Raw genomic sequence first — 23,928 nt, 5'->3', positions numbered from 1 at the left:
CCGGGCCCTGTCGTCAGGGGTTTTCGCCGGCCGCGGATGCCGCTTCATCGCCGCCGTGGATGCCCGCCCCGGTCCGCAGGTACGCGCTGTGATCGCCCGCGCGCAGGCTCATGAGATCGTCGGCGATCACGAACGCGTAGCCGACCACGAACAGCACCAGCAGCTGACCCCACGCCACCCAGGCGACGCCGATCGGCGCGGTGGCCAGCACGGCGAACGCGGCGATGAGCCGCCACCACGGGCGCGGCAGGCCGAGCACCAGCCGGAATGCCCACTGCCCCAGGAAGTAGAGCGCGACGCCGCCGGACAGGGCGAGCGCGGCGGCGGCCGTGGCGGGCGTATTACCGTGCGCGATGGTCATTTTCAGCCCGGCGGCGGTCATGGTGATGCCGAGCAGCAGGGCGAAGAAGGCGTAGCCGTAGGCCAGTACGGCGGGGCGGCCGCGTTCGGAACCCGGCAGTGCTTCCAGGGCGTGTTCGCCGCGTTCGTCGTCGAGGCCGAAGTAGGCCCACCACAGCGCATACGCCAGCCCGAGGCCGAGGCCGACGGTGGCCACCAGGCCGACGGTGATGTCCATACCGGTCAGGCTCGCGCCGATGGACACGATCGATTCGCCCAGCGCGACGATGAGCACCAGCCCGTGCCGTTCGCAGAAGTGCGTGGTGCGGATGACGAACCCGCCCGGATCCATCAGATAGGGCGTGATGATCTGGAGCGCGAAGGCCAGGCCCCACAGCACGTAGCGCGGCCATTCGTGAATGAGCCCGCCCGCCAGCACGAGTCCGGCCGACAGCGCGTTGAGCGGCGCCAGCCGCAGCACCGCGGCCACCGCCGCCGCGCCGCCGTTCGCGCGGAACAGCAGGGTGTGCACGGTATTGATGAGCAGATAGGCCAGGCCGAACGCCAGCCCGGAACCGGTGAACGCGCCCGGAATCGCCAAAGCCAGCACGAAGAATCCGAACATGCCGACGAGCAGCCAGGTGCGCCGCGCCGAACTGCTGGGCGCGACCTCGTTAGTCAGCCACACGTAGCCGTCGTACATCCACCAGATGACGCCGAACATGAGCGCCACCTGACCGAACGCCGCCCACCCGGGATGGTGGGTGAAGGCGTGGGTGAGCTGGGTGATGGTGAAGACGAACACGAGGTCGAAGAACAGTTCCAGGGTGGAGGCGCGGAGCTGCCCACCCTCGGCGGCGTTCTCGGCCTCGACGGCCGCGTCGGAATCCTTGCTGGTCACGACCAGAGATTAGAGGTCCGCCGGGGCGGGCGCGAGCGGTGCGGCGGCGTGTTCACGACGAGTGATCAGGTGGATGGCGACGCCCGCCCACACCACGGCCAGCGCGACGCACAGGCCCAGCGTGTAGTTCCGGTCCAGGACGGTGTCGTTGCCGGGCACCGCGCCCTCGCGGCCCAGCACCGGTACGGCGATGAGCACCAGGGCGAGCGAGACGAACGCGCCGACCGCGCAGGCCGGCCACCACCGGGCGGGGAGCAGCCGATGCCCGGCCAGGCCGAGCAGGGCGGCCAGCGGTCCGAAGATCAGGTCGTCGGCGAGGATGCCGCCCACGAACCAGAGCGCCACGGATTTCAGGTCGGCGGCGGACATCTCCAGCAGCAGGTCGATGCCGTAGGCGGCGATGGCGATGCCGAAAGCCACCAGGGTGCAACGGAATACGGTCATGTCAGTTCCTCGATGGACTTCAGCCATTTGGTCTGCAGGACGCCGGGGCGGTTCGGGGCGATGAGCCGGCAGGGGTAGCCGTGGTCGAGGGAGAGCTCTTCGCCGTTGAGGCGCAGTGCGATCAGCGTGGAGTCGTCGATCACGTGCGGGCGCGGCAGGGTCGAGGAACCGTAGATGCCGGTGGTTTCGAGGGATACGAAACGGACGTCGCCACCGCGATATTCACCGACGCGGGCCAGCAGGTCGTGCAGGCGGACGCCGCGCCAAATCCCCTGGGCGCTCCAGCCTTCGACACAGGCGATGGGCAGGGCGCTGTCGTGCTGCGGTAGCGCCTCCAGGTCGGCGCGCGAGAAGGTCCGGGTCGCGCCGCCGACCGTGACCCGCAGGGCGTAATCGGCGGCCCGGGCGGTGGTGGTGACGGCGGCCGCCTCGGCGGTGCGGTTGATCGGAATGCCCTGCGGCCCTTCGCCACTGCGTGGAGCCAGCAGTGATACCCAGCGCAGGAAGGGAACGGTCTGACCGGCAATGGCCAGGCCCGCGACGGCCGCGCCGACCCCCGCGGCCGTAAGTAGGGCGCGCCGTGAGAGTCCTGTTGCCCGTTGGGGCTGGGTCTCCTGCACGCGCCCCGAATCCGGCACGAGCGTCGAATCCGCTTCCGGCTCAGGCAACGATGTCGGTTCCGGTGCGGGCGACGATTCCGGTTCCGGCTCGACGACGGGACGGGCGAGGGCCTGCCGAACTACCGGCAGCTTCACCGCCAGATGCACGGCGAGCGCGCCGAGCGCCACGTAAGCCATGGCGTAGTGGGTGGTCGGGAAGAAGAACTTCCACGGGTAGTACTGGGCCGTATTGAACAACCCGGTGACCAGCTGGAAGATCATCGCCCCGATCAGCACCGCGATCGAAAGCCGTTCCAGCACATCGGCGATCCCCGCGGTGAGCTTGCCGAATACGGGTGCGAGGAACAGCCGCGGGTACACCGACCAGAGTTTGATCAGCAGCAGCGGAATGAGCATGACGCCGACGGTGACGTGAATGCCCTGGGTGACCCGGTACAGCCAGACCGGATGCGCCGGCCACCAGAACCATTCCGGCGGATGCTGGATCAGATGGCTGATCAGCCCGGTCAGGAAGACGATCACCACTCCGATGCCGAGGGCGATGCCGACCCGCGCCGTGACCGCCGCCGAACGAGCGGGACTGATGCGGCGGCTCAGCGCGGGCGGTAGCAGCGTGTTCACCACGAACGGCCTTTCCGAATGGCGGTCCTGCAGCCGAGCTTCACAGGGACACCGCTGTTTTCACCGGGTGCGCGGTCGCTTCGGCCGAGCACAGGTCGAGCGCCGTGCGAGCGAACCGCCCGTGTGCCACCGCGGCCACCGCGAGCAGGTCCGCGTAGGTGTCGACATCGGTGAGCTCGGGCAGCTCGTGCACCTGGAATCCGCAGCGCCGCACCATGTTCGCGGTCAGCTCACCGGTGCGATCGGTGGACATGGGCACCTCGGTGAGCAGCCGGGCCGGGCGCGGATCGCTGAGCCCGAGCGCCCACCAGCCGCCATCGGCCGCCGGACCGAGCACGGCCTCGCCGGTTTCCACCAGCCGGGCCGCCGATTCGGCGAGCAGTCGCGGGGACGCCTGCGGGGTGTCCATGCCGATCTGCAGCACCGGCAGGCCGAAACGCGCGGCGTCGGCGTGCGCGTTCGCCAGCCGCTCACCGAATCCGTTCCCGCGCTGCGGAACCACGGTGAAACCCTTGAGCGCCGAGGCGATTTCGATACGCCGCTCGGCCCGATCGATATCCCCGGTCCACGCCACCATCGGATACTGGATCCCGCTGTCGCGCACCGCTTCCAGGGTATCCAGCAGCGCACAGGCCGCTAGATAAGCGGCCTCCACCGGCGAGAACGGCGGCGTGAGACGAGTTTTGGCGAACCCCGCGATGGGCGACTTCGCGACCACCAGCGCGGTCGCGGCGATAGGCTCCCGCCGCACACTCGCCCCACCCCACCTCGCAGCCACCGTGGCATTCGATCCAGTCGGCGCGACGTACGGCCCAGTCGCCGCGGCGTTGGGTTCCGTCGGCGTGGCATCAGGCCCAATCGCCGCGGCGTTCGATCCAGTCACCGTCGCATTCGGTCCAGCGACGGCGGCCTTCGGCCCGGTCGCCGTCGTATTCGGCCCAGCTACCGCGGCATTCGGTTCAGTCGCCGTGGCATTCGGCCCGACGGCTGTCGCGCAGCGGCCCGCCGCCGGTGCGACCGGGAGGGGAGATTGCGTCTGCGCCGCAGCAGGATCGGCTGCCGTCGCGGCGGCGGGCACTCCGCTGGAAGCGCTTTGTCCCCCGGCGGATTCGCCGGCGGCAGGAGCCGGTTCGCGTTTGGGGGCGGGGAGCCATGGAAAACCGGTGCGGTCTATGTCTTTCGGGTTCATCGGACACTCCAGAAGTCGCGGGCGGCGCGTACGGTGCCGAGCCAGGAGCCGGACACCTTGGAATCGCCGTGGGTGCGGGGGCTGTAGGTGATGTCGCGTTCGATCACCAGCCAGCCGGCGTCGGCGGCGCGGGTCAGGAGCGCGAGGGGGTAGCCGGAGCGGGCGTGCAGGTGGCCGAGGGCTTGCAGGCGGTCGCGGCGGGTGACGCGCATGGCGGCGATGTCGTGCACGGGCAGGCCGTAGCGGCGGCGTAGGCGGAAGGCGAAGGCCCAGTTGCCGATTCGGGTGTGCAGCGGGAAGGCGCCGGGCACGGCGGCGCGGCGGCGGCCGACGACCATGTCCACGCCGGGGGTGAATTCCGCGACCAGGCGGGGTAGTTCGGCCGGGTTCATGGAACCGTCGCCGTCCAGCACAGCCACCAGTTCGGTAGTGGCGGCGTCGACTCCGGCGTGCACGGCGCTGCCGTAACCGGGGGTGGATTCGCACACCACGGTGGCGCCGGCGGCGCGGGCCACGTCGGCGGTGCCGTCGGTGGAACCGTTGTCCACCACGATCACCCGATAGCCGGGAGGGATTGCGGAGAGTACGCCGGGCAAGGCACCTGCCTCGTCCCGGCAGGGGATCACGACGGTGACCCCGGGCTGCTCGTCCGATTCGGTCATGGCCGCAACCGTACGGCCTGCGACGCCCGTCACGGCCGCGGACACGATGACGAAAGTATGACGGGAGCTGGCACGATGCCGTTTCACCTGGGTCGGCGGGCGTGTCGGGCCTAGGGTGGCTGACATGGTGAACGCTTCCGCGACCTCGGTCGCGCGGTATGTGCCCAGCCGGGTCGATCGCCTGTGCGCCGGGGCCGCCGTAGTACTCGTCGCGACCGCGTTCCTGCTACCGCGAATCATGGGCAAACAGTGGCGGGATGCGTTGTATGCCGGTGCCGCACCGATCTTCGGCGCATGGCTGCCGCACGTCGGGTGGGGCACGGTGCCCGCGGTGGCCATCGCGGCGGGCGTGGTGCTGCACGGTCCGGCGCTGGCGCGACGGCTGTCGTGGGGGCGGCTGCTGGGCGTCGGCTGGCTCACCGCTATCGCGTGGGCCTTCGCCTTGGCCATGGTGGACGGATGGCAGCGCGGGTTCGCGGGCCGGCTCACCACCCGCGACGAATACCTGCACGAGGTCGGCGGGGTGGGCGGAATCCGGACCATGATCAGCGGATTCGCGAGCCGCATCCTGGATTTCCAGCCCGATTCCTGGACCACGCACGTCTCCGGGCATCCGCCGGGCGCGCTGCTGACCTTCGTGCTGCTGGATCGGATCGGGCTCGGCGGCGGCGCGTGGGCGGGGATGCTGTGCCTGCTCGCGGGGACCAGCGCGGTGGTCGCGGTGGCGGTGACCGTGCGGGCGCTGGGCTCGGAGTTACGGGCCCGTGCCGCAATGCCTTTCCTGGTGCTGGCCCCGGCCGCCATCTGGATCGCGGTATCGGCGGACGCGCTGTTCGCGGGCGTGAGCGCGTGGGCGGTCGCGCTGCTGGCGATCGCGACCCGGCTCGAACGGGATTGGCCGGTGACGGCATTGGCGTCCGGCCTGCTGTTCGGTTTCACCCTGTATCTCAGTTACGGCCTGGTGCTCATGGCGATTCCCGCCGCCGCCGTCCTGGCCGCCCGCAGCTTCCGGCCGCTGCTGCCCGCGCTCTTGGGCGTGGCGGTGGTCGTCGCGGCGTTCACCGCGGCCGGATTCTGGTGGGTGGACGGCTATCACCTGGTGGTCGAGCGCTACTACCAGGGCATCGCGAGTGAACGCCCGTACTCCTATTGGGTGTGGGCGAATCTGGCGGCGACGGTCTGCGCGGTCGGACTGGCGACCGCGGCCTCCGGATACCGGGTGTGGGCCGGATTGCGGCTGCTGCCGCTCCGGTCGGCGCAATCGGCAGCCCATCTGGACGAGCCCGGGTCCGCCGGCGGCGCGCGCGTCCGACTTCGAGTACTCGCCCGGCGAGCCGACGCGGGCAGGCCGACCGAATCAGCGGAGAACCGGCGAATTACCGCCTCGCACGACGAGATCGATGCCTCGCGCGCTGCGTCCGCGCGTACCGCGTCCTTGCTCGCCCCGGCCCGGGAATGGCTGGCGCGCTGGCGATCCGAGGTCGATCCGGCGGCACTGGTCGCGGCGGCGGGGGTGCTGGCGATTCTCGCCGCCGATATCAGCGGACTGAGCAAGGCCGAGACCGAGCGGATCTGGTTGCCGTTCGAGGTGTGGGCGCTGGCCGGGACCGCATTGCTGCCGCGCGACAATCAGCGGGGCTGGCTGACCGTACAAGCCGTGGGCACGCTGGTGATCGCCCACCTGATACTGACGAATTGGTGAGGACCGTGCGCATTCTGGTGGCAGACGACGATCCGGTGGTGCGCGAGGTGGTGCGCCGGTATCTCGAACGGGACGGGTTCGAGGTGGTGGAGACCGCGGACGGGCGGGCGACGGCGGAAGTGCTGGCGCGCAATGACATCGACCTGGCGGTCCTGGACGTGATGATGCCCGCGCCGGACGGGATCGAACTGGTGCGCACGGTGCGGTCCGGGCCGCATCCGGAGACGCCGATCATTCTGCTCACCGCACTCGGCGAGGAAGACGATCGGGTGATCGGGTTGCAGGCGGGCGCGGACGATTACGTCACCAAACCGTTCAGCCCCAAGGAGCTGGCCTTGCGGGTGGCGTCGGTGCTGCGGCGGGCCCGGGCCGTGCCGGTGTCGGATCAGGTATTGCGCGGCGGCACCGTGGAATTGCGGCAGGACTCGCGCACGGTGACCATCGCGGGCAAACCGGTGGAGCTGACCGCCCGCGAATTCGATCTGCTCGCTTTCCTGCTCGCGCATCAGCGCCGGGTGTACAGCCGCGACGAACTGCTGGCGCAGGTGTGGGGCTGGGATTTCGGGGATCTGTCCACGGTCACCGTGCATATCAAGCGCTTGCGCGCCAAGCTCGGCGACGCGCACCTGATCGACACCGTGTGGGGGCGCGGATACGCCTGGGGCCGAGTCGATTCCGGCGATAGCGAGTCCACTCCGGAGTCCACCCGATGACTCCGGCGCAATCCACCCCCGATCTGGAGACGCCGGGCCGCGACCGGCCGGAGCAGCGAGCGCCGCGCGGGGACCTCGGCCAGATTCCGGCAGCGGCCCGCAGAGCCGCACGGTGGTCGCGGCGAAACGGCGGCGGCCATGCCCACTGACACGTCCGGGCTGGTCGGGTACGCGCTCGCGGGGTCGCTACCCGTGGTGCTGGTGGGCGCACTGCTGCTGCGGTACACCAGGAATCGGGCGGTCACCACCAACCTTGTGGTCCTGGTCCTGATTCCGACGGTGGCGATCCTGGCCGGCGTGGTCGCGGTGAGCGGCCTCATGTTCGACGATGCGCTGGAACGCACCGCCATCGTGCTCGGGGTGGTGACGGCGGTGACCGTGCCCGCCGCCGTGCTGCTGGGGCGGGCGCAGGCGCGAACCATGGTGTGGGAGAAGGAGATGCTCGCCCAGGAACGCGCCGCCGAGCAGTCGCGGCGGGAACTGGTGGCCTGGGTGAGTCATGACCTGCGCACTCCGCTGGCGGGGATCCGGGCCATGGGCGAGGCACTCGCGGACGGGGTGGTGAGCCGGCCCGATGACGTGCAGCGGTACGCGAATCAGCTGGTGCGGGAATCGAATCGGCTGTCGGCCATGGTGGACGACCTGTTCGAGATGTCGAAGATCAATGCCGGGGCGCTGCGGCTGGAACTGGAACCGGTCGACCTGCGCGAGGTGATCGACGAGGTGCTGGCCGCGAACCAGGCGACCGCCGCACGCGCGGGGATAACCCTCGAGGCGCGGCAGCCGGACTACCGAATCCCGGTGGCGGGCAGCGACCGTGCGCTCGGGCGGGTACTGACCAACCTGGTGGCCAACGCCCTCGCCCACACGCCGTCCGGTGGATGCATCACGCTGTCCGCCGGCATCGAGGGCCAGCGGGCTTGGGCGCGGGTGGACGACACCGGGCCGGGTATCGCCGAAGCGGACCTGCCGCGCATCTTCGAGATCGCCTACCGCGGCACCGCCGCCCGCACCCCCACCGCCGATGCCCTCGGCAGCGGCAGCGGGATGGGGCTGGCCATCGCGGCGGGGCTGGTGCAGGCGCACCACGGCGAGATCCATGCCGAGAACCGCGAGCAGGGTGCGCGTTTCGAAATCCGCCTACCCCTCCTCCGCACCACAGCCACCCGCTGACTCCGTTACCTCACCCCGCCGTCATTTCGGTGCGCTTCGACCGGAATCTCACGTCGATAGCTGAGATCTCGGCCGAAAGCGTGCCGGGATGACGATGGGCGACGAGGCTTCCCATCACCTCCAGGTGGGTGCGCCGACGCCCACGGCGGCTCGTAGCGGAGCCGTCGCGAACTCGGTTAGTCCGGCCTGTGGTGTGACCGCGGCGGTGAAACCCAATACGGTGCGCGCTTTTTCGGGGCTGGCGACGATGTGCCGGACGTCGCCGGAGCGGAAGTCGCCGGTGACGACCGGGGGTTTGCCGCCGTGTGCGGTGGCCAGGATCGACGCTACTTCGGCGATGGTGATCGGGACGCCGGACGCGATGTTCAGGGGGACGAAGCCGGGCAGGGGGTGCTCCAGGGCGGCGAGGTTGGCGGCGGCGACATCGCGGACGTGCACGAAATCGCGGGTCTGACAGCCGTCTTCGAAGACGCGTGGGGATTCGCCCGCTTCCAGGCTGGATCGGAAGATGGCGGCGACACCGGAATACGGTGTGTCCCTGGGCATATCGTCGCCGTAGACGTTGTGGTAGCGGAGGGCGGTGACCGTCCCGCCGGTCGCGGCCGCCCAGGCCGTCGCGTAATGCTCTTGCGCCGCTTTGCTTGCCGCGTACAGGCTGCGGGGTCGCACCGGCGCATCCTCGTCGATGGTCGCCCAGGTCAGGGGTTCACCGTCGGCATTCAGGTGGTCGAAGAGCCCGGCTTCCAGGTCCTCGCGGCGGCGCGGGGCGGGATCAGCGGGCGCGCCCGAGGCATCGAGGTAGCGGCCTTCGCCGTACACCACCATGGACGAAGCCAGCACCAGGCGACGGCATTTCGCGCGATCCATGGCCGCGAGCAGGACGGCGGTGCCGAGATCGTTGTGACTGGCGTAAGCGGGCGCGTCCTGGGCGTCCACCCCCGCACCGACCACGGCGGCTTGATGGCAAACGGCATCGACGCCGCGCAGATAGGGGTCCAGCGCGCCCGGGTCGCGCACGTCCACCCGGGCGATGCCGGTGGGCGGCAGGGCGGCGCACCCGTGCGCGGCGGCGAGCATGAGGTCGATGGCGACGACCTCGTGCCCGGCATCGGACAGGGCGCGATGAATGTGCGATCCGATGAATCCGGCGGCACCGGTCAGCAATACCCGCACGGGCGGCCTCCATCGGTCGTGGGAACAGCGGTCATGCCGGAGATTGTGACCGCGGCGGGGCGCATCGAGCAGCCCGACATACCGGGTTCACCGCGACCGTCAGACTTTCGTCAGCCGCACATCGGACATACCTCTTCAATCGGGCGGCAGCTCGGGATTCGCGGCACAGCCCCATGGAAGGGGGCGGTGCCATTGCAGCCGCGAGCCGGGGTGAGTTCGGGGGTGCGTTCAGGGTCTGGTCCGGGGGAATCTCCGGGCGCTGCCCGATGTGTGGAGAGCACCCGGTTTCCTAACGTCAGCGGCATGGCGAGCGGAGGATCGCGGGTCCGGCGAATACTGCTGGGGCTCGGGGCATTTGTGGTGGTCATCGTGCTGGCGGTGGGCGGGTGGTTCGGGTGGGCGTACTCGCGGGCGGACGTGTCCACCGTCGGGATGGCGTTCACCGAGGAGCTGTGGGTGCCGCCGCTGGCCGAGTCGAAGGTCGAGGCGGACGGCACGCGGGTGTTCGAGTTGAACATGCGCGCGGGGCAGAAAGAGTTCCGGCCGGGGCAGCGCACGGCGACATGGGGGTTCAACGGGGACTATCTCGGGCCTACCTTGCGTGCGAAACGCGGTGAGCGCGTGCGGGTTCAGGTGACCAATCAGCTGGACGAGGCGTCCTCGGTGCACTGGCACGGCATGCATCTCCCGGCGGCCATGGACGGCGGCCCGCATCAGATGGTGCGGGCGGGCGCCACCTGGACGCCGGAGTGGACGGTGGATCAGCCGGCGGCCACGCTCTGGTATCACCCACATCCGCACGGGGCCACCGAATCTCACGTGCGCAAGGGGCTGGCGGGGATGTACATCCTCGACGACGACACCGCGAGCGCGCTCACCCTGCCGCACACCTACGGCGTCGACGATCTCCCGGTCATCGTGCAGGACGTGAAGTTCAAGGGCGACCAATTCGGTTACGGGCGAGGAGTTTTCGCCGATATCGGCACGCTCGGCGACCGCACCCTGGTCAATGGCACGCTCGCCCCGTACCGGACGGTCAACGACGAACTGGTGCGGTTGCGCCTGCTGAACGCTTCGACGGCGCGGATCTACAGTTTCGGCTTCTCCGACGGGCGGGCATTCGACCTCATCGGCACCGACGGCGGACTGCTGGAGCGACCGGCGAACCTCGACCACGTGCGGCTCTCACCGGGTGAGCGGGCCGAGATCGTGGTGCGGGTGCGCCCCGGCGAGCGGGTGACGCTGCGCAGCGAAAACCCGGACCTGGGACTGGATTTCTTCGGCAACCGGTTCAGCGGCGGCGACGATCGCTTCGATCTCCTGGAATTGCGCGCGGCCGAAACCCTGCGTCCGTCGCCCGCGCTGCCTTCCACGCTGGTCCCGTCGAGCGCCCCGCAGGCGTCGGATGCCGAGCGAGAGCGCACTTTCAACCTCGACTTCGGCACCATCAACGAAAAGGCGATGGATATGAGCCGGATCGACGCGACCGTCACGCGCGGCGAGACCGAACTGTGGACGGTGCGCAATCGCGACGGCATGCCGCACAACTTCCACATCCACGATGTGCAGTTCCGGGTCACCGCGGTGGACGGCAACACGCCCCCGGCGGCCCTGAGCGGCCCGAAGGACACCGTGTTCCTGCCGCCGAACAGCACGGTGCAACTCGCGGTGCGGTTCGACGGACCTAGCGATCCGAACAATCCGTACATGTTCCACTGCCACCTGCTCTGGCACGAGGACCTCGGCATGATGGGCCAATTCGTGGTCGTGGACCCGGGTGCGCAGGCCGGCGCTCCCCCCTCCCACCAGCACTCCGGGCACTGACACGCAGCGACACGCACAAGGGTCTTGACGTCGGCGGCTGCCCGCGAGCAAAATTCATCACGTAGTGAATTCAACACTCGATGAATTGAGGCAGACCGTGACGTCGCCCGACACCGCCGCCATCGCGATAGAGCACTTGGAAGTGCGTCGCGGTGGACGGCAGGTACTCCAGGACATATCGCTGACCGTGCCGCGCGGCAGCATCACCGGACTCTTGGGTCCGTCCGGCTGCGGCAAGACCACCCTGATGCGCAGCATCGTCGGCACCCAGATCGTGGCATCCGGGTCGGTGCGGGTGCTCGGCGACGAAGCCGGGTCGCGGGCGCTGCGCCGCAAGGTCGGGTACGTGACCCAGGCGCCCAGCATCTACGACGACCTCAGCGTCACCGACAACGTGACGTATTTCGGTGCGCTGTACGGCTGTTCGGCCGCCGATGTCGAAACCGCCATCGCCGCAGTGGGTTTGAGCGGGCATGCCGGCCATCGCGGCAATCAGCTCTCCGGCGGGCAGCGCACCCGGGTGTCGCTGGCCTGCGCGCTGGTGGCGAATCCGGAACTGCTGGTACTGGACGAGCCCACCGTGGGTTTGGATCCGGTGCTGCGCGCGGACCTGTGGGAGCAGTTCCACGCGCTCGCGAAACAGGGCCGCACCCTTTTGGTTTCGAGTCACGTCATGGACGAGGCCGAACATTGCGACAAGCTGCTGCTGATGCGGGAAGGGCGGCTGCTGGGGCAGCTCAGTCCCGACGAATTGCGGCATGACACCGGCGAATCCAGCCTGGAGAACGCCTTCCTCGCGCTCATTCGAATGGGAGAACAGCTGTGACCGCGACCCTTTCGCGTCCCGCCGGACCGCGACCGCTGCGCTGCTACACCGCCACCACCGTGCGTATTCTGCGGCAGTTGCGGGCCGACCATCGCACCGTGGCCATGATCCTGGTGGTGCCCGCGCTGCTGATGACCCTGCTGTACTTCGTGTACCAGAACTATCCGGTGCTGCCCGGCCAGCCGCGCCTGTTCGACCGGGTCGGCATCACCATGCTCGGCATCCTGCCGTTCGTGGTCATGTTCCTCATCACCGCCATCGCCATGCAGCGGGAACGGGTTTCGGGCACCCTCGAACGCCTGATGACCACCCCGCTGGCCAAGTTCGACCTGCTGGCCGGCTACGGCACGGCGTTCTCGGTGGCCGCCACCGGTCAGGCCGTCATCGCCTGCGTGGTGGCGTTCTGGCTGCTGGACCTGGACTCGGCCGGCAGTCCCCTGCTGGTGATCCTGATCGCCGTGGTGGACGCGGTCCTGGGTGTCGCGCTGGGTCTGCTGGCAAGCGCCTTCGCGCGCACCGAGTTCCAGGCCGTACAGTTCATGCCCGTGATCGTGCTGCCCCAATTCTTCCTCTGCGGCCTGCTGGTGCCGCGCGGCCAGCTGCCCGGCTGGCTGGAAGCGATCAGCAATGTCCTGCCGCTCAGCTACGCGGTGGACGCCCTGCAACAGGTCTCCACCCACTCCGGCGTCACCGGCCAGATGTGGCGTGATCTGGCGATCGTGGCGGTATTCGCCACCGTCGCACTGGCTCTCGGCGCGGCGACCCTCCGACGGCGCACCGCGTGAGCTCGGGCAACGGCAGCCGCAGCGGCCGACGCCCGGGACAGTCCGGCACCCGGGAGGCGATCCTCGACGCCGCCCGGGTGCGGTTCGCCGAAGTGGGCTTCGACAAGGCCTCCATCCGCTCCATCGCCACCGCCGCGAGCGTCGATCCCGCCCTCGTCCACCACTACTTCGGCACCAAACAGCAACTCTTCGCCGCCGCACTGGAATTGCCGATCGACCCCGAAGTGGTGCTGGCCCAGATCGCCGCCGCCCCCGTCGACCAACTCGGCGAAACCATCATCCGAGCCGTCCTGACGGTCTGGGACTCCCCCATCGGCATCCAGGCCGTAGCCGCCTTCCGCGGCCTGCTCAGCCAAGGCGACCCCGCCCTGGCCCGCACCTTCCTCCTCGAGGTGGTCCTCAAAGACGTTCGCACCCGCGTGGATTCACCCCCGGGCACCGGCCTCAAACGAGCCACCCTCGCCGCCTCCCAACTGGCCGGTCTCCTGGTAACCCGCAAAATCGTCCAACTGGAACCCATCGCCTCGATGCCCATCGAGGAACTCACCGCGATCGTGGGCCCGACGCTCCAGCGCTACTTCACCGGCGACATCGAGCTCCACTGACGCAGCGGCCCCGAGACGGCGTTCAGGCCTGGGTGATGAAGACGGTGTGTTCGCTCTCTTCGACGTCGCGGGCCTCGTCGGTGAGCAGGACGGGGATGCCGTTGTCGATGGGGTAGGCGCGGCGCAGGCGGGGGTTGTAGAGGACGGCGTCGCCGTTGTCGTCGTGGACGAGCAGGAGCGGGCCTTTGTCCTGGGGGCAGGCGAGCAGGCTGAGCAGGGTGGCGTCCAAGGTTTCCTCCGACATGGTCACAAACTACCGGGCCGGGGGTGCGGGGTGGGAATCGTGGGTGGGGCGGCGGAAGGAGATGTGGCGGTGGCCGAAGAAGCTGCCCACCGCCACCAGGGCCATCACGGCTATGGCCGAGAGGTTTTTGGGGAGGTCGAGAACCGACACCGCGAACCAGAGCAGGGCGGTGTTGAGGAGCATGCCGACGAGGTTGACGCCGACGAAGGCGATGAAGTCGCGGAGGACCTGACCGCGGACCCGGAAGACGAGGGTGCGGTGCAGGACAAAGGCGATGGGGAGGCTGACGCAGTACGCCAGGGGAACCGAGAGGGCGGCGGCCACGTCAGTGGAGACGGGGCCGTCGAGGATGGCCAGCCACATGATGGTGAACGCCATGCCCATGACGGTGTTGAAACCGCCGACCAGGGCGAAAGCGATCTCCTGACGCCGGACCAGCTTGAGCAGTGGTCCGGCGGGGCCGGAGTCGACGGCGGTCACGAGAGCGAGTCCGCCAGTTCCCGATCGGGGCGCGGGCCGGTGGCCGGTGCGCCGCCGTCACCGTCGTCGCCGTCCTCGTCGCGGCGCGAACGCAGGTACAGCCATTGCAGCAGGCCCAGGCCGACCAGACCGGCCGCGGCGGAGGCCATGCCGATCTTCCAGCCCGGCGGACGCCACGACACCTCGAGTTCGGCGTTCCGGGTGCCCGCCGGGATGTCGACGGCCACGAACACCTTGGCCACGGTGTGGAACGGAATCGTCTTGCCGTTCAAGGTGACCCGGTAGCCGGGCCAGCCCAGGCGCGAAAGGGTCAGGCGGCCACCGGTTTCGGAACTCACCTTGATCCGGCTGGTGGTGCCGGTCTCGGAAATCGAGGCGGCGGTGACATTGTGGGCGTCGCCGACGCGGCCGTTCACCGTGGAGATGGGACCGTTGTCGCGTTCGAGCACCCAGATGTACTTCTCGTGGCCGGCCGCGGGCACGAAATGCCAGCCGTCGGGGGCGGGCTGGTTACCGGCGTCCGGGAACATGGCCTTCTGCAACACGATCCGGTCGATCAGCATGAGATCGGCGAGCGTGCGGCCGGTGGTGGGTTCGGGCGCGAACATGCGGCGGTAGGAGTCGGGGCACACGCTGCCGTCCCAGCGCATGCACAGCATCTCACCGAAGTAGAAGTGGCCGTTGGGCGTATAGCCGTTGACGTAGTCCTTCTCCAGGTCCTTGGCGTAATTGCCCCAGACCAGCGAACCGTACGCACCGGACAGGCTCTTGTCGGCGGGCTGCAGCAACCCGCGATCGCCCAGCTGCAGGGTCGTTCCGGTGTCGAACTTCGGGAACGCCGCCTTGGCCTCCTCGCGATCGGCGGGCAGGTTCCAGGACATGATGTTGGGCTGCGCGGCATCGACCTGGAAGTAGGCGATCGGGAACATGGCCACGATGGTCAGCGCCACGCCCGCGCCCAGCCCCTTGGTGCGCACCAGCCACACCACACCCGCACCGAGCGCCGCCACCACGACCGCGGACAGCACATGCCAGACCACATCGTGCGGATCGGCCGAGAAGCTGCGCACCCACAGCGCCAGGATCAGCACCCCGGCCGCGATGCCGCGATTGCGCCACCCGCGCACCGTGCCGAACCGCCCGAGCAGCACGCACACCAGCACCAACAACCCCAGCGCCAGCATCGGCAGCACGCGCGCCGGCCACCGCAGCGGCCCGATGGTCCCGGGCCCGGCGGTCCAGAACAACGCCATCAATGCGAACAGCGCGATCGACACGAACTGCTTCCACTGCTGCCGCGCCGCATGCCAATCCACGAACGCCAGCGCCGGAATCAGGAACCAGGCGATGTACACCATGGGCAGCGGCTGCACATACCCCCACCAGGAGGTGAACGCCGGCATGGTCGAGGGCAGCGAGGCGTTCAGCGATTCCGACCACGGCACCGTCAGGAACTGGTCGTTATTGATCTGCGAGGTGCCGCGCCAGCTCACCTTGGCCGACAGCATCGAGGGCAGGAAGGTGATCAGTCCCGCCAGCCCCGCGCACAGCGCGACCGCCGCGAGCCGGGCCAGCGGCGGCCAGGCCGCCTTCCATCCGCGCACCACCAGTTCGCCGACCGCGACCGCGGCCAGCATGAGCACCGCTTCCACGGCCGGGAACACGTACTGCACCGAGATCGCCAGGTACAGGAACACGAACACCGGAATCGGCCCGCTCTTGCCGCGCGAGTACCGCACCGCCGACGCCCAGGCGTGGATCATCCACGCGGTGCCGGTCATGGAGGTGATCCAGCTGGCGGAATCGAAGAACAGGAAGAACCCGGTGAAGGGGAACGCCACGCCCGCCGCGGCCGCCCATTCCGGACGGCTGCCGTAGGCCAGGCAGACGCGGTACACGCCGAGCCCGGCGATGATCGCGAAGACGAGTTTGACGAGGGTGGCGTACAGCGCCAGGTTCGGCACCGAGGGCGCGATCAGATCGATCAGCAGCTGCGGCGGGTTGAACAGTCCCGCTTCCTCATTGGTGTAGTTGCCGGTCATCCATTGCTGCGGCACCAGCAGCGGGAAGTCGCCGTCGCGGAAGGCGCGCCCGAAGAACACCCACAAACCGGTGTATTGGGATTCGGTGTCGTCGGTGTAGAAGTGGCGGGCGTCGGCCAGCAGGACCGCGAGATAGCCGAGCGTCACACCGACCGCGGTGATCAACGCCCAGCGACGTACATCACGTCGGGCGGTTGCGTGGGTCGCTTCGGCCTCGGATTCGGCGGCCCGCGCCACCGTCGAAAATGCACTTTCCACCACGAGTTCCAGACCCTACAGGGCGTCGCTGTGGAAGGCATCGACCGATGACGCAATGATGATGGCGTGAGCAAACTCCGAGCCGATTACCGCGACCTGCACCGTGTTAGAGTTCACGGCGGCTCGGGCTCTGTAATTTGGCGAGGAGTTCCGGCACGCACCGTCTTCGAAAGTCGATCCAGCTGATGCCGATTCCGTCCCGTTCGTACGAGACCACCTCCGCCCCGCCGCGCAGCCGAGTGCACGCGGTCTCGGTGGTGGTACCCGTGTATCGCGGCGAAGAAACCATTGCGGCGCTCGTCGCCGAACTCGACAAACTGGGCTCCGAAACCGCCTCGCCCGGCGGCGCGGTGTTCAGCGTGGACGAGATCATCCTCGTGCACGATCACGGCCCCGACCGCTCCGATGTGGTGTTGCAGGAGCTCGAACAGACCTATCCGCAGGTGCGGGTGGTGTGGATGAGCCGCAATTTCGGCCAGGACGCGGCCACCATCGCCGGTATGGCGGCGGCGCGCGGCGACTGGACCGTCACCATGGACGAGGACGGGCAGCACGATCCGGCGTTCATCGGCGACTTCCTGGACGCGGCGCTGCACGAGCGCGCCGACCTGGTGTACTCCAAGCCGGTCAACACCCGCCCGCACGGCTTCCTGCGCAATATCACCTCGCGCGGCGCCAAGATCGTGCTCGCGACCGTGTTCGCCTTCCCCGATTCGACCCGGTTCGAGAGCTACCGGCTGATCCGCGGCGATATCGCCCGGCAGCTGGCCGAGGTGGCGTCCAACGGCGTGTACCTGGACGTGGCGCTCACCTGGGTGGTCAGCGATGTGGCGCAGGTGCCGGTGCAATTGCGCGCCGAGGGCCGCGAGGAATCCGGCTACAACTATCGCCGGCTGTTCTCGCTGTTCTGGAAGATGGTGCTGTGCAGCGGAACTCGCGGCCTGCGCCTGGTGAGCCTGCTCGGCGTGACGCTGGCCCTCGCGGGTGGCGTGATGGCGGGCTGGGTGGTCTATCACGCGCTCACCGACAGCGGCACCGACCCCGAGGGCTGGGCCTCGCTGATGACCGTGCTGCTGCTGTGCACCGGCGCGATCCTGTTCTCGCTCGGCCTGATCGCCGAGTACCTGGGGGTGGCGCTGCACGTGCTCGTGGGCAAACCCCTGTATCTGACGGTGGATTCGCCGACCCCGCGTCCGGAGGAACGCGGCCGGGCAGGCCACCGTGAAATCCACAGCAACGCGAGGGGACTCGACCCGGGTGAGCACTGACCGCATCATCTTCAGCCGTCCGTACCGCGCGAGCCGCGAACTCGCCAATGTGGAGGCGGTGCTGTCGTCGGACCACAGCCACGGTGACGGCCCGTTCACCGCGGCCGCGACCGCGAAGCTGAAGGACATCACCGGCGCGCCGCACGCGCTGCTCACCACCTCGTGCACGTCCGCGCTCGAAATGGGCGGGCTGCTGCTGGAACTCGGGCCCGACGACGAAGTGATCGTGCCGAGTTTCGCGTTCACCTCCACCGCGACGGCGATGGCGCTGCGCGGGGCGACCGTGGTGTTCGCCGATATCGACCTGGCGACCGGCAATCTGGATCCGGAGTCGGTGGCGGCGGCCATCACCCCGCGCACCAAGGCCGTGGTCGTCATCCACTACGGCGGTGTGGCGGCGGATATGGAAGGGCTGCAACAGCTCGCGCACGCGCACGGTTTCGCCATCATCGAGGACAATGCGCACGGCCTCGGTGGGTCCTACCGGGGGCAGCAGCTGGGCACCATCGGCTCGATCGGCGCGCTGAGCTTCCACGACACCAAGAACGTGCACTGCGGTGAGGGCGGCGCGGTGCTGCTCACCGACGAGATCCTGATGGCGCGGGCGGAGATCATTCGCGAGAAGGGCACCGACCGCGCGCGTTTCCTACGCGGGGCGGTGGACAAGTACTCGTGGCAGGACATCGGATCCTCGTACCTGCCCAGTGAATTGAACGCCGCCGTGCTGGACGCGCAGCTCGCCGAGTTCGACACCATCCAGGCCAATCGGCACCGGGTGTGGGACGCCTACGCGGCCGGGCTGCCGGAATGGGCCGCCCGCAACGATGTTCAGCTCATGACGGTGCCCGAGGACCGCGAGCACACCGCGCACCTGTACTTCCTGCGGGTGCCCGGCGAGGGCCGGCGCGACGAGCTGATCGCGCATCTGCGCGGGCTCGGCATCGTCGCGCCGTTCCACTACATTCCGCTCGATTCCAGCCCGGCGGGCCTCAAGCTGGGCCGCACCCCGGTGCCGTGTGTCCGCAGTGCGGAGTTCTCGGGAACCGTTGTGCGACTGCCGCTCTGGCCGGGGCTCACCAGCGAGCAACTCGATCGGGTGATCGAGGGCGTCACCTCGTTCACCGTCTGAGGACCGACGTGAAAACGGCCGCCGCACCCACTGTGCGGCGGCCGTTTTCGGCTAACCGCGGACCGCGGCGAGAATGCCCTTCCGGTCGTATCCGTTGACCGGCAGGGTCGCGCCCTGGAGGTGCCGGACGATGCCGTCGGCGTCGACGAGCAGCGTCCCGGACTGCTGCATCGAACCGAAGACCTTGCGGGTCAAGCCGATCGACTCGTGCGGGCGTGCCGAAGTGCCGACCAGCACCGGGAACGGGACGCCGTGCCGGATCTTCCAGGCGGCCCCGGTCTCGCGATCCTCGGGCACCGCGATGAACACGCGAACATTGTTGCCCTCGAGCTCGTTTCGCCGCGCGACCAGGTCACGCACGTGCCGGTTGCAGATGGGGCAGGACGTCGAGCGCATGAAGTACAGCAGCACACTGTGCTCGCCGTAATGATCCGACAGTCGCCAGGGGCGGCCGGTGGTGTCCTCGAATTCCATTCGGGGCGCGGGAGATCCGGACGTGAGCATGACAAAGCTTCCCTTCGATACGGGAGGAGTGAAGTGGTGGCCTAGCGCGCGAGGACGAGACTGTCCCGCACCGCGATGCGCGCCCGATGCAGCTGCGATTTCATGGCCGCGGTGCTCAATCCGAGCGCGTCGGCGGTCGCACGGCCGGAATGACCGAGCACATCCCGCATGATCAGCACGCGCCGCTGCACCGGCGGCAGCCCGGCGATCGCCGCGGCGAGCTGGTCCGCGTCCAGCCGCCGCAGCACCTCGTCCTCGGCGGACACGGCGGCCTCGCCGTCATCGAATTCGAACCGGGGCGGAGCCTGGAACACCGCCTTGGCGCGGCGCAGGCATTCGTTGCGCACGATCCGGAACATCCACGACGCGATCGCCGACGTGGCGCGCAAGGTTCCGATCTTGCGATACAGGATGATCAACGCCTCCTGCGCGGCGTCCTCGGCATCATCGGAGGAAGCACACAGGTGATGCGCGAACCGCCGCACATGTGGATGCGCCCCGTGCACCACCGCGGCAATGGCCGCCCGGTCCCCACGCTGCGCGGCTTCGACCAGCCACGCACCGGCCCACCCACGCTCCACCCCGCCCGGCTCCTCGACGATCTCGGCTCTCGTTTGAACAGTCACCACCATAAGAGGCGGCCGGACCGAAAAGGATTCGCGCGCCGCGGCACGAATTTCCAGCGCGGACCGGAAAGTCCGCGGAGCAGATCCCGTTCCCGGTATCTGCCTGTGCTCGACCTCGAGTCCCGCCGGGCGACCCCCTGCCGCGTGAACTCGGCGCACGCCGGGCGACGCGGACCGAGCTCTCGGATCAGCCCGCGCGGCGGCCGATGAGCAGGTGGCCGGTGAAGGGCCGGTCGGGGACCTGGCGGTGCTCGACCTCGAGTCCCGCGTTCTCCAGGGCGGTGCGGATCTCGGCGACCGGGCGGAGGGTGAAGCCGTAGCGGGTGAACGGGGCCTTGGCCATGCCGTCCGGGTCGTTGATGCCGATGACGATGCGGCCCTTGGGGCGCAGCACCCGGGCGAACTCGGTGCAGGCGGGTTCCAGGTCGGGGATGAAGTACACGGTGTTGACCGTGATGGCGGCGTCGAGACTGGCGTCGTCGAGGGGTAGTTCGGTGAGCGAGCCGGTCGCAACCTTCAGGCGGCCGGTGGCGATCTCGCCGCGCAGCTCGGAGGCGGCGCGGGCGATCATGTCGGGTGAGATGTCGAAGCCGTGCACGGTGCCGTTCGCGCCGACGCGAGCGAGCAGCAGCGAAAGGCCCACTCCCCCACCGAAACCGATATCGGCGACGGACTCGCCGAGGGCCGGTTCGGCGGCGTCGACGGCGGCTTCGATCAGGGAACGGTTGCCGCGATTGAGGATGCGGGCGGTGAGCTTGCCGAGGGCGCCGTGCGGATTGCCGAGCTGTCCGGCGACCGTGGACAGTACGCGTGCGGCGACGGGATTCACCACACGCATACTACCGGCGGGATCAGGCGAACAGGCGGTCCGCGAGCTCCGGGGTGAGGATTTCGTACGCCTCGGATTCGCGGTTGTACCACCAGGTTCGATCGCCCGGCTGCGGACGGCCCGCCGCCTGCACGGCCCGGGTGGACGGGCGGAAGGTGGAGCTGCGCGGGATGTCGTCCACCACGTAGATCAGATCGGGGCGCTGATCGGGAGCCAGGGCGCGCATCGCCTCGGTGACGTCCTTGGGTTCCAGGCGCAGGCCCGGGCGAATGTTCAGCGCGGCCACCGCGAGGGTGCGGTCCCCGGCGGGCAGCCCGTAGGCGACCTCCAGGTCCACCGCGGTGATGTCGTTCAGCACATCCACGATGGGCTGGGTGTAGACCGGCCCGCGCGGGGTGTGGATGACGGTGTCGCGGCGATCCATCAGCCAGTAGTCGCCGTCGCTGTCGCGGCGGAAGAGGTTCTCCGTCGGCATCCAGGCGTCACCGGAGGTGAAGACCCCGCGCAGCCCGCCGGCCGAGACGTCCACGATCTCCGAGGCCTTGCCGATCAGCAGCCCCACCTCGTTGTCGGCGCAGCGCCGCGCGAAACCGGACTCCTCGACCTGGATCTCGTCGGTTTCCGGGTCGTAGCCGATGAGCTCGACCTTGGCGGTGCCGGGCACCGGCCGCCCCTTGGAACCGATCTTGTCGGCGGCCACGTTGGCGAGCACCACATCGCCCTCGATGGAGGCGTAGAACTCGAGCACCTTGGCGGGCGCGAAGCGTTCCTGGGTGCGCCGCCACAAACCGGCCGGCATGCCGGAGCCGATGAACAGGCGGATCGGATGCGGGTGACCATTGGGGAAGGTGTCGGCGTCGAGGATGTCGCGCAGCATGGTCCAGGTGTAGGTGACCACGGTGACGCCGTAGCGGTGCACCTCCTCGGCGAACCGCGCCGGATCCAGCGAACGCGCCAGCGCGATCCGGGAACCGCCCGCCACCGCCCCGCCCAAGCTCACCAGTAAACCGGACGAATGGTGCAGTGGCGCAAGGCAGTACACGGTGTCGCGGCGGCCCAGATCGGCCGCCGAGGCGGTGCCGAACGCCGACAGCGCCCACCGGTGGTTGGTCACGTATTTGACGTCGAACTTGTCCCCGGTGCCGGTGACCAGAATGAACGCCAGCTCGCGCGCCAGCCCCGGATTCGGGCGGTACCAGGCCGGCAGGGTGACCTGATCCGGATCGATGCGCTCCAGGTCCACGACATCGGAACCGCTGGGCACGTCCAGGTTCCGGGCCTCGCCGCCACCGCCGAGCACCAGCACGCGATGACCGGTGGCCGCCGCGGCGTACAGGTTCTCCGGATCGGTGACCAGCAACTTCGCGCCCGTCAGCGCGGCCACCTCGGACAGTTCGCTGCCCGGCGCGAGCAGCACCGCGACCGCGCCGAGGCGCGAGAGCGCCGCGATGGTCACCAGCGCCGACGGCCGGGTCTCCATCACCACACCGACCCGGGTGGCCGGGCGCACGCCGACCGAGATGAGCCCGCGCACCACATTGTCGATGCGCTGGTTCACGGCCTGCTGGGTGTGCACGCGATCGTCGAACAGGAAGCATTCCCGGGACGGATTGCGGCGCGCCTGCTCGGCGAGCAAGCGGCCCAGCGAGATCCGGGTGTGCGGCTGGATCATGCCGAGGCGGGTCAGCCGGGGCAGGGCGCGGGCCGCCTCGCCGGTGAGTTCGACGGTGCTGCGCAGGGTCTGCCCGGCCACGCCCTCGATGGTCTTGCCCAGGCTGGTGCCAGCTTCGGCGAGGCTGCCGACGGCGTGCACGGCGCGGGTGAGCGGCGAGGTCGGGCCCTTGCGCACCACATCGGCGCTCATGCGCTCGATCTCCGGCGGCAGTTCGCCGCGCCCGCTCAGCCAGTTCACCCATTCGCGCACCAGCGGCCAGGTGTGCTTGGTGGCGGTGGAGCCGGAGACCAGTCCGAAATGCCCGGCCACGATGCTGGCCTCGTACACGTCGGCGTTGGGCGCGGCGCGCACGATGCCGCGCACGGCGGCGGGCTGGCCGATATCGTCGACCTCGCCGACGAAGGCCAGGATCGGGCACTTCAGTTCCGCCAGCGAGATGAGCTGGTCGCGAATCACGAACCCGCCCAGCATCATTCGATTGTGCTTGACGAACTGCTCCAGCAGATCGGTGAGCGCGGGCCCCGGATAGCCCAGCCAGCCCTCGGCTTCCAGGAAGCGGCGCTGCCGTTCGCGCGGCAGCAGCGCCTCGCGGTCGTGCAGCTGGCGCAGGAAGTCCAGGCGCGCCTTGGCGGTCTTCATCGGGTCCAGGGCCTGGAAGCCCAGCCGCACCATGGATTCGGTGATGGGCAGCCGGTTCAGCACGTGATCGGTGAGGAAGTCGGCGGCGTCGGACACCAGGCCGTGCGGCAGCCCGAACGGCATACCGGCCACCGCGTCCACCGGCGAGCCGAAGGTGACGATGGATTCCACGCCCTTGCCGTAGCGGTAGGCCGCGGTCTGGTAGGAGAACATGCCGCCCTGGGAGTAACCCATGAGATGCACGCCGCGCCCGGTCAATTCGTTGACCGTGTCGATGGCCGAGCTGACCGCCAGCACATGGTCGGCCAGGTCGCGGTCCATGCCGCCTTCCTCGGTGGCGGGCGAGCCGAAATCGACCACCCAGCAATCGATTCCGGCCGCATTGAGAATACCGACCGCCCCGTCGGCGGCATTCACGTCCCAGATCTCCGCGGTCACCATGATCGGCGGCACCAGCACCACGACCGGCCGGTCGGTTCCGACGGCATCCGGGAAGTAGTGCCGCAGCCGATACATCCGCTTGCGCTCGACGATCTCGTACGGCGACGACTCGATCTCGTGAACCAGCCCCCCGAACCGGATCACCTCGAGTCCGTTCTGGGCGGTCGCCACCAGGCGCTGCATCGGCCCCACAACGGACTTCGTATTGAATTTCAA

At 69.1% G+C, this 23,928-nt stretch carries 22 protein-coding genes; 9 read left to right on the top strand and 13 right to left on the bottom strand.

The genetic code is table 11. The annotated features are described in order from the left end of the window. Nucleotides 1-13: 13 nt before the first annotated feature. From NY1_RS28725 to NY1_RS28705, 5 genes are all read right to left on the bottom strand, one after another. Nucleotides 14-1,240, bottom strand: a complete 1,227-nt coding sequence (locus NY1_RS28725; RefSeq protein WP_067720017.1) for a low temperature requirement protein A — start codon at nucleotides 1,238-1,240, stop codon at nucleotides 14-16. A 9-nt stretch (nucleotides 1,241-1,249) separates the two neighbouring features. Further along, complete coding sequence (locus NY1_RS28720; protein ID WP_067720014.1) at nucleotides 1,250-1,684, bottom strand: hypothetical protein; 435 nt, start codon at nucleotides 1,682-1,684, stop codon at nucleotides 1,250-1,252. Beyond that, on the bottom strand, nucleotides 1,681-2,925 hold the full coding sequence (locus NY1_RS28715; protein WP_233434532.1) for a molybdopterin-dependent oxidoreductase: 1,245 nt from the start codon (nucleotides 2,923-2,925) through the stop codon (nucleotides 1,681-1,683). The genes NY1_RS28720 and NY1_RS28715 overlap by 4 nt, the downstream gene beginning before the upstream one ends. Before the next feature lie 40 nt (nucleotides 2,926-2,965). Further along, nucleotides 2,966-3,676 carry a TIGR04282 family arsenosugar biosynthesis glycosyltransferase gene (locus NY1_RS44790; RefSeq protein WP_233434531.1) on the bottom strand — a complete coding sequence of 237 codons (711 nt, stop codon included), beginning with the start codon at nucleotides 3,674-3,676 and terminating at the stop codon, nucleotides 2,966-2,968. 434 nt (nucleotides 3,677-4,110) lie between these two features. Next, nucleotides 4,111-4,776 (bottom strand): glycosyltransferase family 2 protein, encoded by a 666-nt coding sequence (locus NY1_RS28705; protein ID WP_067720011.1) that lies wholly within the window; start codon nucleotides 4,774-4,776, stop codon nucleotides 4,111-4,113. A 124-nt stretch (nucleotides 4,777-4,900) separates the two neighbouring features. Here NY1_RS28705 and NY1_RS28700 point away from each other — a divergent pair, with 124 nt between their 5' ends. The 3 genes from NY1_RS28700 to NY1_RS28690 all read left to right on the top strand — a co-directional run bounded on the left by NY1_RS28700 (nucleotide 4,901) and on the right by NY1_RS28690 (nucleotide 8,364). After that, entirely contained in the window at nucleotides 4,901-6,478 is a 1,578-nt protein-coding gene (locus tag NY1_RS28700; protein WP_439956047.1) for a hypothetical protein, read from the top strand. Beyond that, the gene (locus NY1_RS28695) at nucleotides 6,475-7,191 is read left to right on the top strand and encodes a response regulator transcription factor (protein ID WP_157762528.1); all 717 of its coding nucleotides are present in this window, start codon (nucleotides 6,475-6,477) and stop codon (nucleotides 7,189-7,191) included. The genes NY1_RS28700 and NY1_RS28695 overlap by 4 nt, the downstream gene beginning before the upstream one ends. A 138-nt stretch (nucleotides 7,192-7,329) precedes the next feature. Continuing rightward, nucleotides 7,330-8,364, top strand: coding sequence for a sensor histidine kinase (locus NY1_RS28690; RefSeq protein ID WP_067720005.1), 1,035 nt, complete (start codon nucleotides 7,330-7,332; stop codon nucleotides 8,362-8,364). A 114-nt stretch (nucleotides 8,365-8,478) separates the two neighbouring features. On the opposite strand, the gene NY1_RS28685 is transcribed toward NY1_RS28690, so the two are convergent. Further along, nucleotides 8,479-9,537: an NAD-dependent epimerase/dehydratase family protein gene (locus tag NY1_RS28685; RefSeq protein ID WP_067720002.1), complete on the bottom strand. Its 1,059-nt coding sequence runs from the start codon at nucleotides 9,535-9,537 to the stop codon at nucleotides 8,479-8,481. A 303-nt stretch (nucleotides 9,538-9,840) separates the two neighbouring features. On the opposite strand from NY1_RS28685, the gene NY1_RS28680 reads away from it, so the two are divergent. The 4 genes from NY1_RS28680 (at nucleotide 9,841) to NY1_RS28665 (ending at nucleotide 13,577) form a co-directional block, all read left to right on the top strand. Beyond that, the gene (locus tag NY1_RS28680; RefSeq protein WP_067719999.1) at nucleotides 9,841-11,361 is read left to right on the top strand and encodes a multicopper oxidase family protein; all 1,521 of its coding nucleotides are present in this window, start codon (nucleotides 9,841-9,843) and stop codon (nucleotides 11,359-11,361) included. Nucleotides 11,362-11,446: 85 nt separating this feature from the next. Beyond that, nucleotides 11,447-12,187, top strand: coding sequence for an ABC transporter ATP-binding protein (locus tag NY1_RS28675; protein WP_067719996.1), 741 nt, complete (start codon nucleotides 11,447-11,449; stop codon nucleotides 12,185-12,187). Beyond that, on the top strand, nucleotides 12,184-12,972 hold the full coding sequence (locus tag NY1_RS28670) for an ABC transporter permease (RefSeq protein WP_084535494.1): 789 nt from the start codon (nucleotides 12,184-12,186) through the stop codon (nucleotides 12,970-12,972). The genes NY1_RS28675 and NY1_RS28670 overlap by 4 nt, the downstream gene beginning before the upstream one ends. After that, nucleotides 12,969-13,577, top strand: a complete 609-nt coding sequence (locus NY1_RS28665; RefSeq protein ID WP_067719993.1) for a TetR/AcrR family transcriptional regulator — start codon at nucleotides 12,969-12,971, stop codon at nucleotides 13,575-13,577. Before NY1_RS28670 ends, NY1_RS28665 begins: the two co-directional genes overlap by 4 nt. Nucleotides 13,578-13,599: 22 nt before the next feature. Here NY1_RS28665 and NY1_RS28660 read toward each other — a convergent pair whose 3' ends face one another. From NY1_RS28660 to NY1_RS28650, 3 genes are read right to left on the bottom strand one after another with little or no spacing between them, the layout of a single operon-like run. Next, entirely contained in the window at nucleotides 13,600-13,821 is a 222-nt protein-coding gene (locus NY1_RS28660; RefSeq protein ID WP_067720106.1) for a Trm112 family protein, read from the bottom strand. Nucleotides 13,822-13,830: 9 nt separating this feature from the next. Next, nucleotides 13,831-14,301 (bottom strand): GtrA family protein, encoded by a 471-nt coding sequence (locus NY1_RS28655; RefSeq protein ID WP_067719990.1) that lies wholly within the window; start codon nucleotides 14,299-14,301, stop codon nucleotides 13,831-13,833. After that, on the bottom strand, nucleotides 14,298-16,490 hold the full coding sequence (locus tag NY1_RS28650; RefSeq protein WP_233434537.1) for a hypothetical protein: 2,193 nt from the start codon (nucleotides 16,488-16,490) through the stop codon (nucleotides 14,298-14,300). The genes NY1_RS28655 and NY1_RS28650 overlap by 4 nt, the downstream gene beginning before the upstream one ends. A 296-nt stretch (nucleotides 16,491-16,786) precedes the next feature. On the opposite strand from NY1_RS28650, the gene NY1_RS28645 reads away from it, so the two are divergent. Both NY1_RS28645 and rffA read left to right on the top strand, forming a co-directional pair. Continuing rightward, on the top strand, nucleotides 16,787-17,869 hold the full coding sequence (locus NY1_RS28645) for a glycosyltransferase (protein ID WP_067719988.1): 1,083 nt from the start codon (nucleotides 16,787-16,789) through the stop codon (nucleotides 17,867-17,869). Beyond that, a complete protein-coding gene (gene rffA / locus NY1_RS28640; RefSeq protein ID WP_067719985.1) occupies nucleotides 17,859-18,998 on the top strand; it encodes a dTDP-4-amino-4,6-dideoxygalactose transaminase in 1,140 nt (379 codons plus the stop codon). Before NY1_RS28645 ends, rffA begins: the two co-directional genes overlap by 11 nt. A 51-nt stretch (nucleotides 18,999-19,049) precedes the next feature. On the opposite strand, the gene NY1_RS28635 is transcribed toward rffA, so the two are convergent. From NY1_RS28635 to NY1_RS28620, 4 genes are all read right to left on the bottom strand, one after another. After that, the gene (locus NY1_RS28635) at nucleotides 19,050-19,502 is read right to left on the bottom strand and encodes a peroxiredoxin family protein (protein ID WP_067719977.1); all 453 of its coding nucleotides are present in this window, start codon (nucleotides 19,500-19,502) and stop codon (nucleotides 19,050-19,052) included. A 41-nt stretch (nucleotides 19,503-19,543) separates the two neighbouring features. After that, complete coding sequence (locus NY1_RS28630; RefSeq protein WP_233434530.1) at nucleotides 19,544-20,128, bottom strand: RNA polymerase sigma factor; 585 nt, start codon at nucleotides 20,126-20,128, stop codon at nucleotides 19,544-19,546. A gap of 187 nt (nucleotides 20,129-20,315) precedes the next feature. Beyond that, nucleotides 20,316-20,957: a class I SAM-dependent methyltransferase gene (locus tag NY1_RS28625; RefSeq protein WP_233434529.1), complete on the bottom strand. Its 642-nt coding sequence runs from the start codon at nucleotides 20,955-20,957 to the stop codon at nucleotides 20,316-20,318. A gap of 22 nt (nucleotides 20,958-20,979) precedes the next feature. Further along, nucleotides 20,980-23,928, bottom strand: coding sequence for an acyl-CoA synthetase (locus NY1_RS28620; protein WP_267888454.1), 2,949 nt, complete (start codon nucleotides 23,926-23,928; stop codon nucleotides 20,980-20,982).

Source organism: Nocardia yamanashiensis NBRC 100130, from assembly GCF_001613325.1.
Lineage (GTDB): Bacteria > Actinomycetota > Actinomycetes > Mycobacteriales > Mycobacteriaceae > Nocardia > Nocardia yamanashiensis.
The sequence above is the reverse complement of the archived record's forward strand: the minus strand, read 5'-3'. Positions and strand labels throughout refer to the sequence as shown.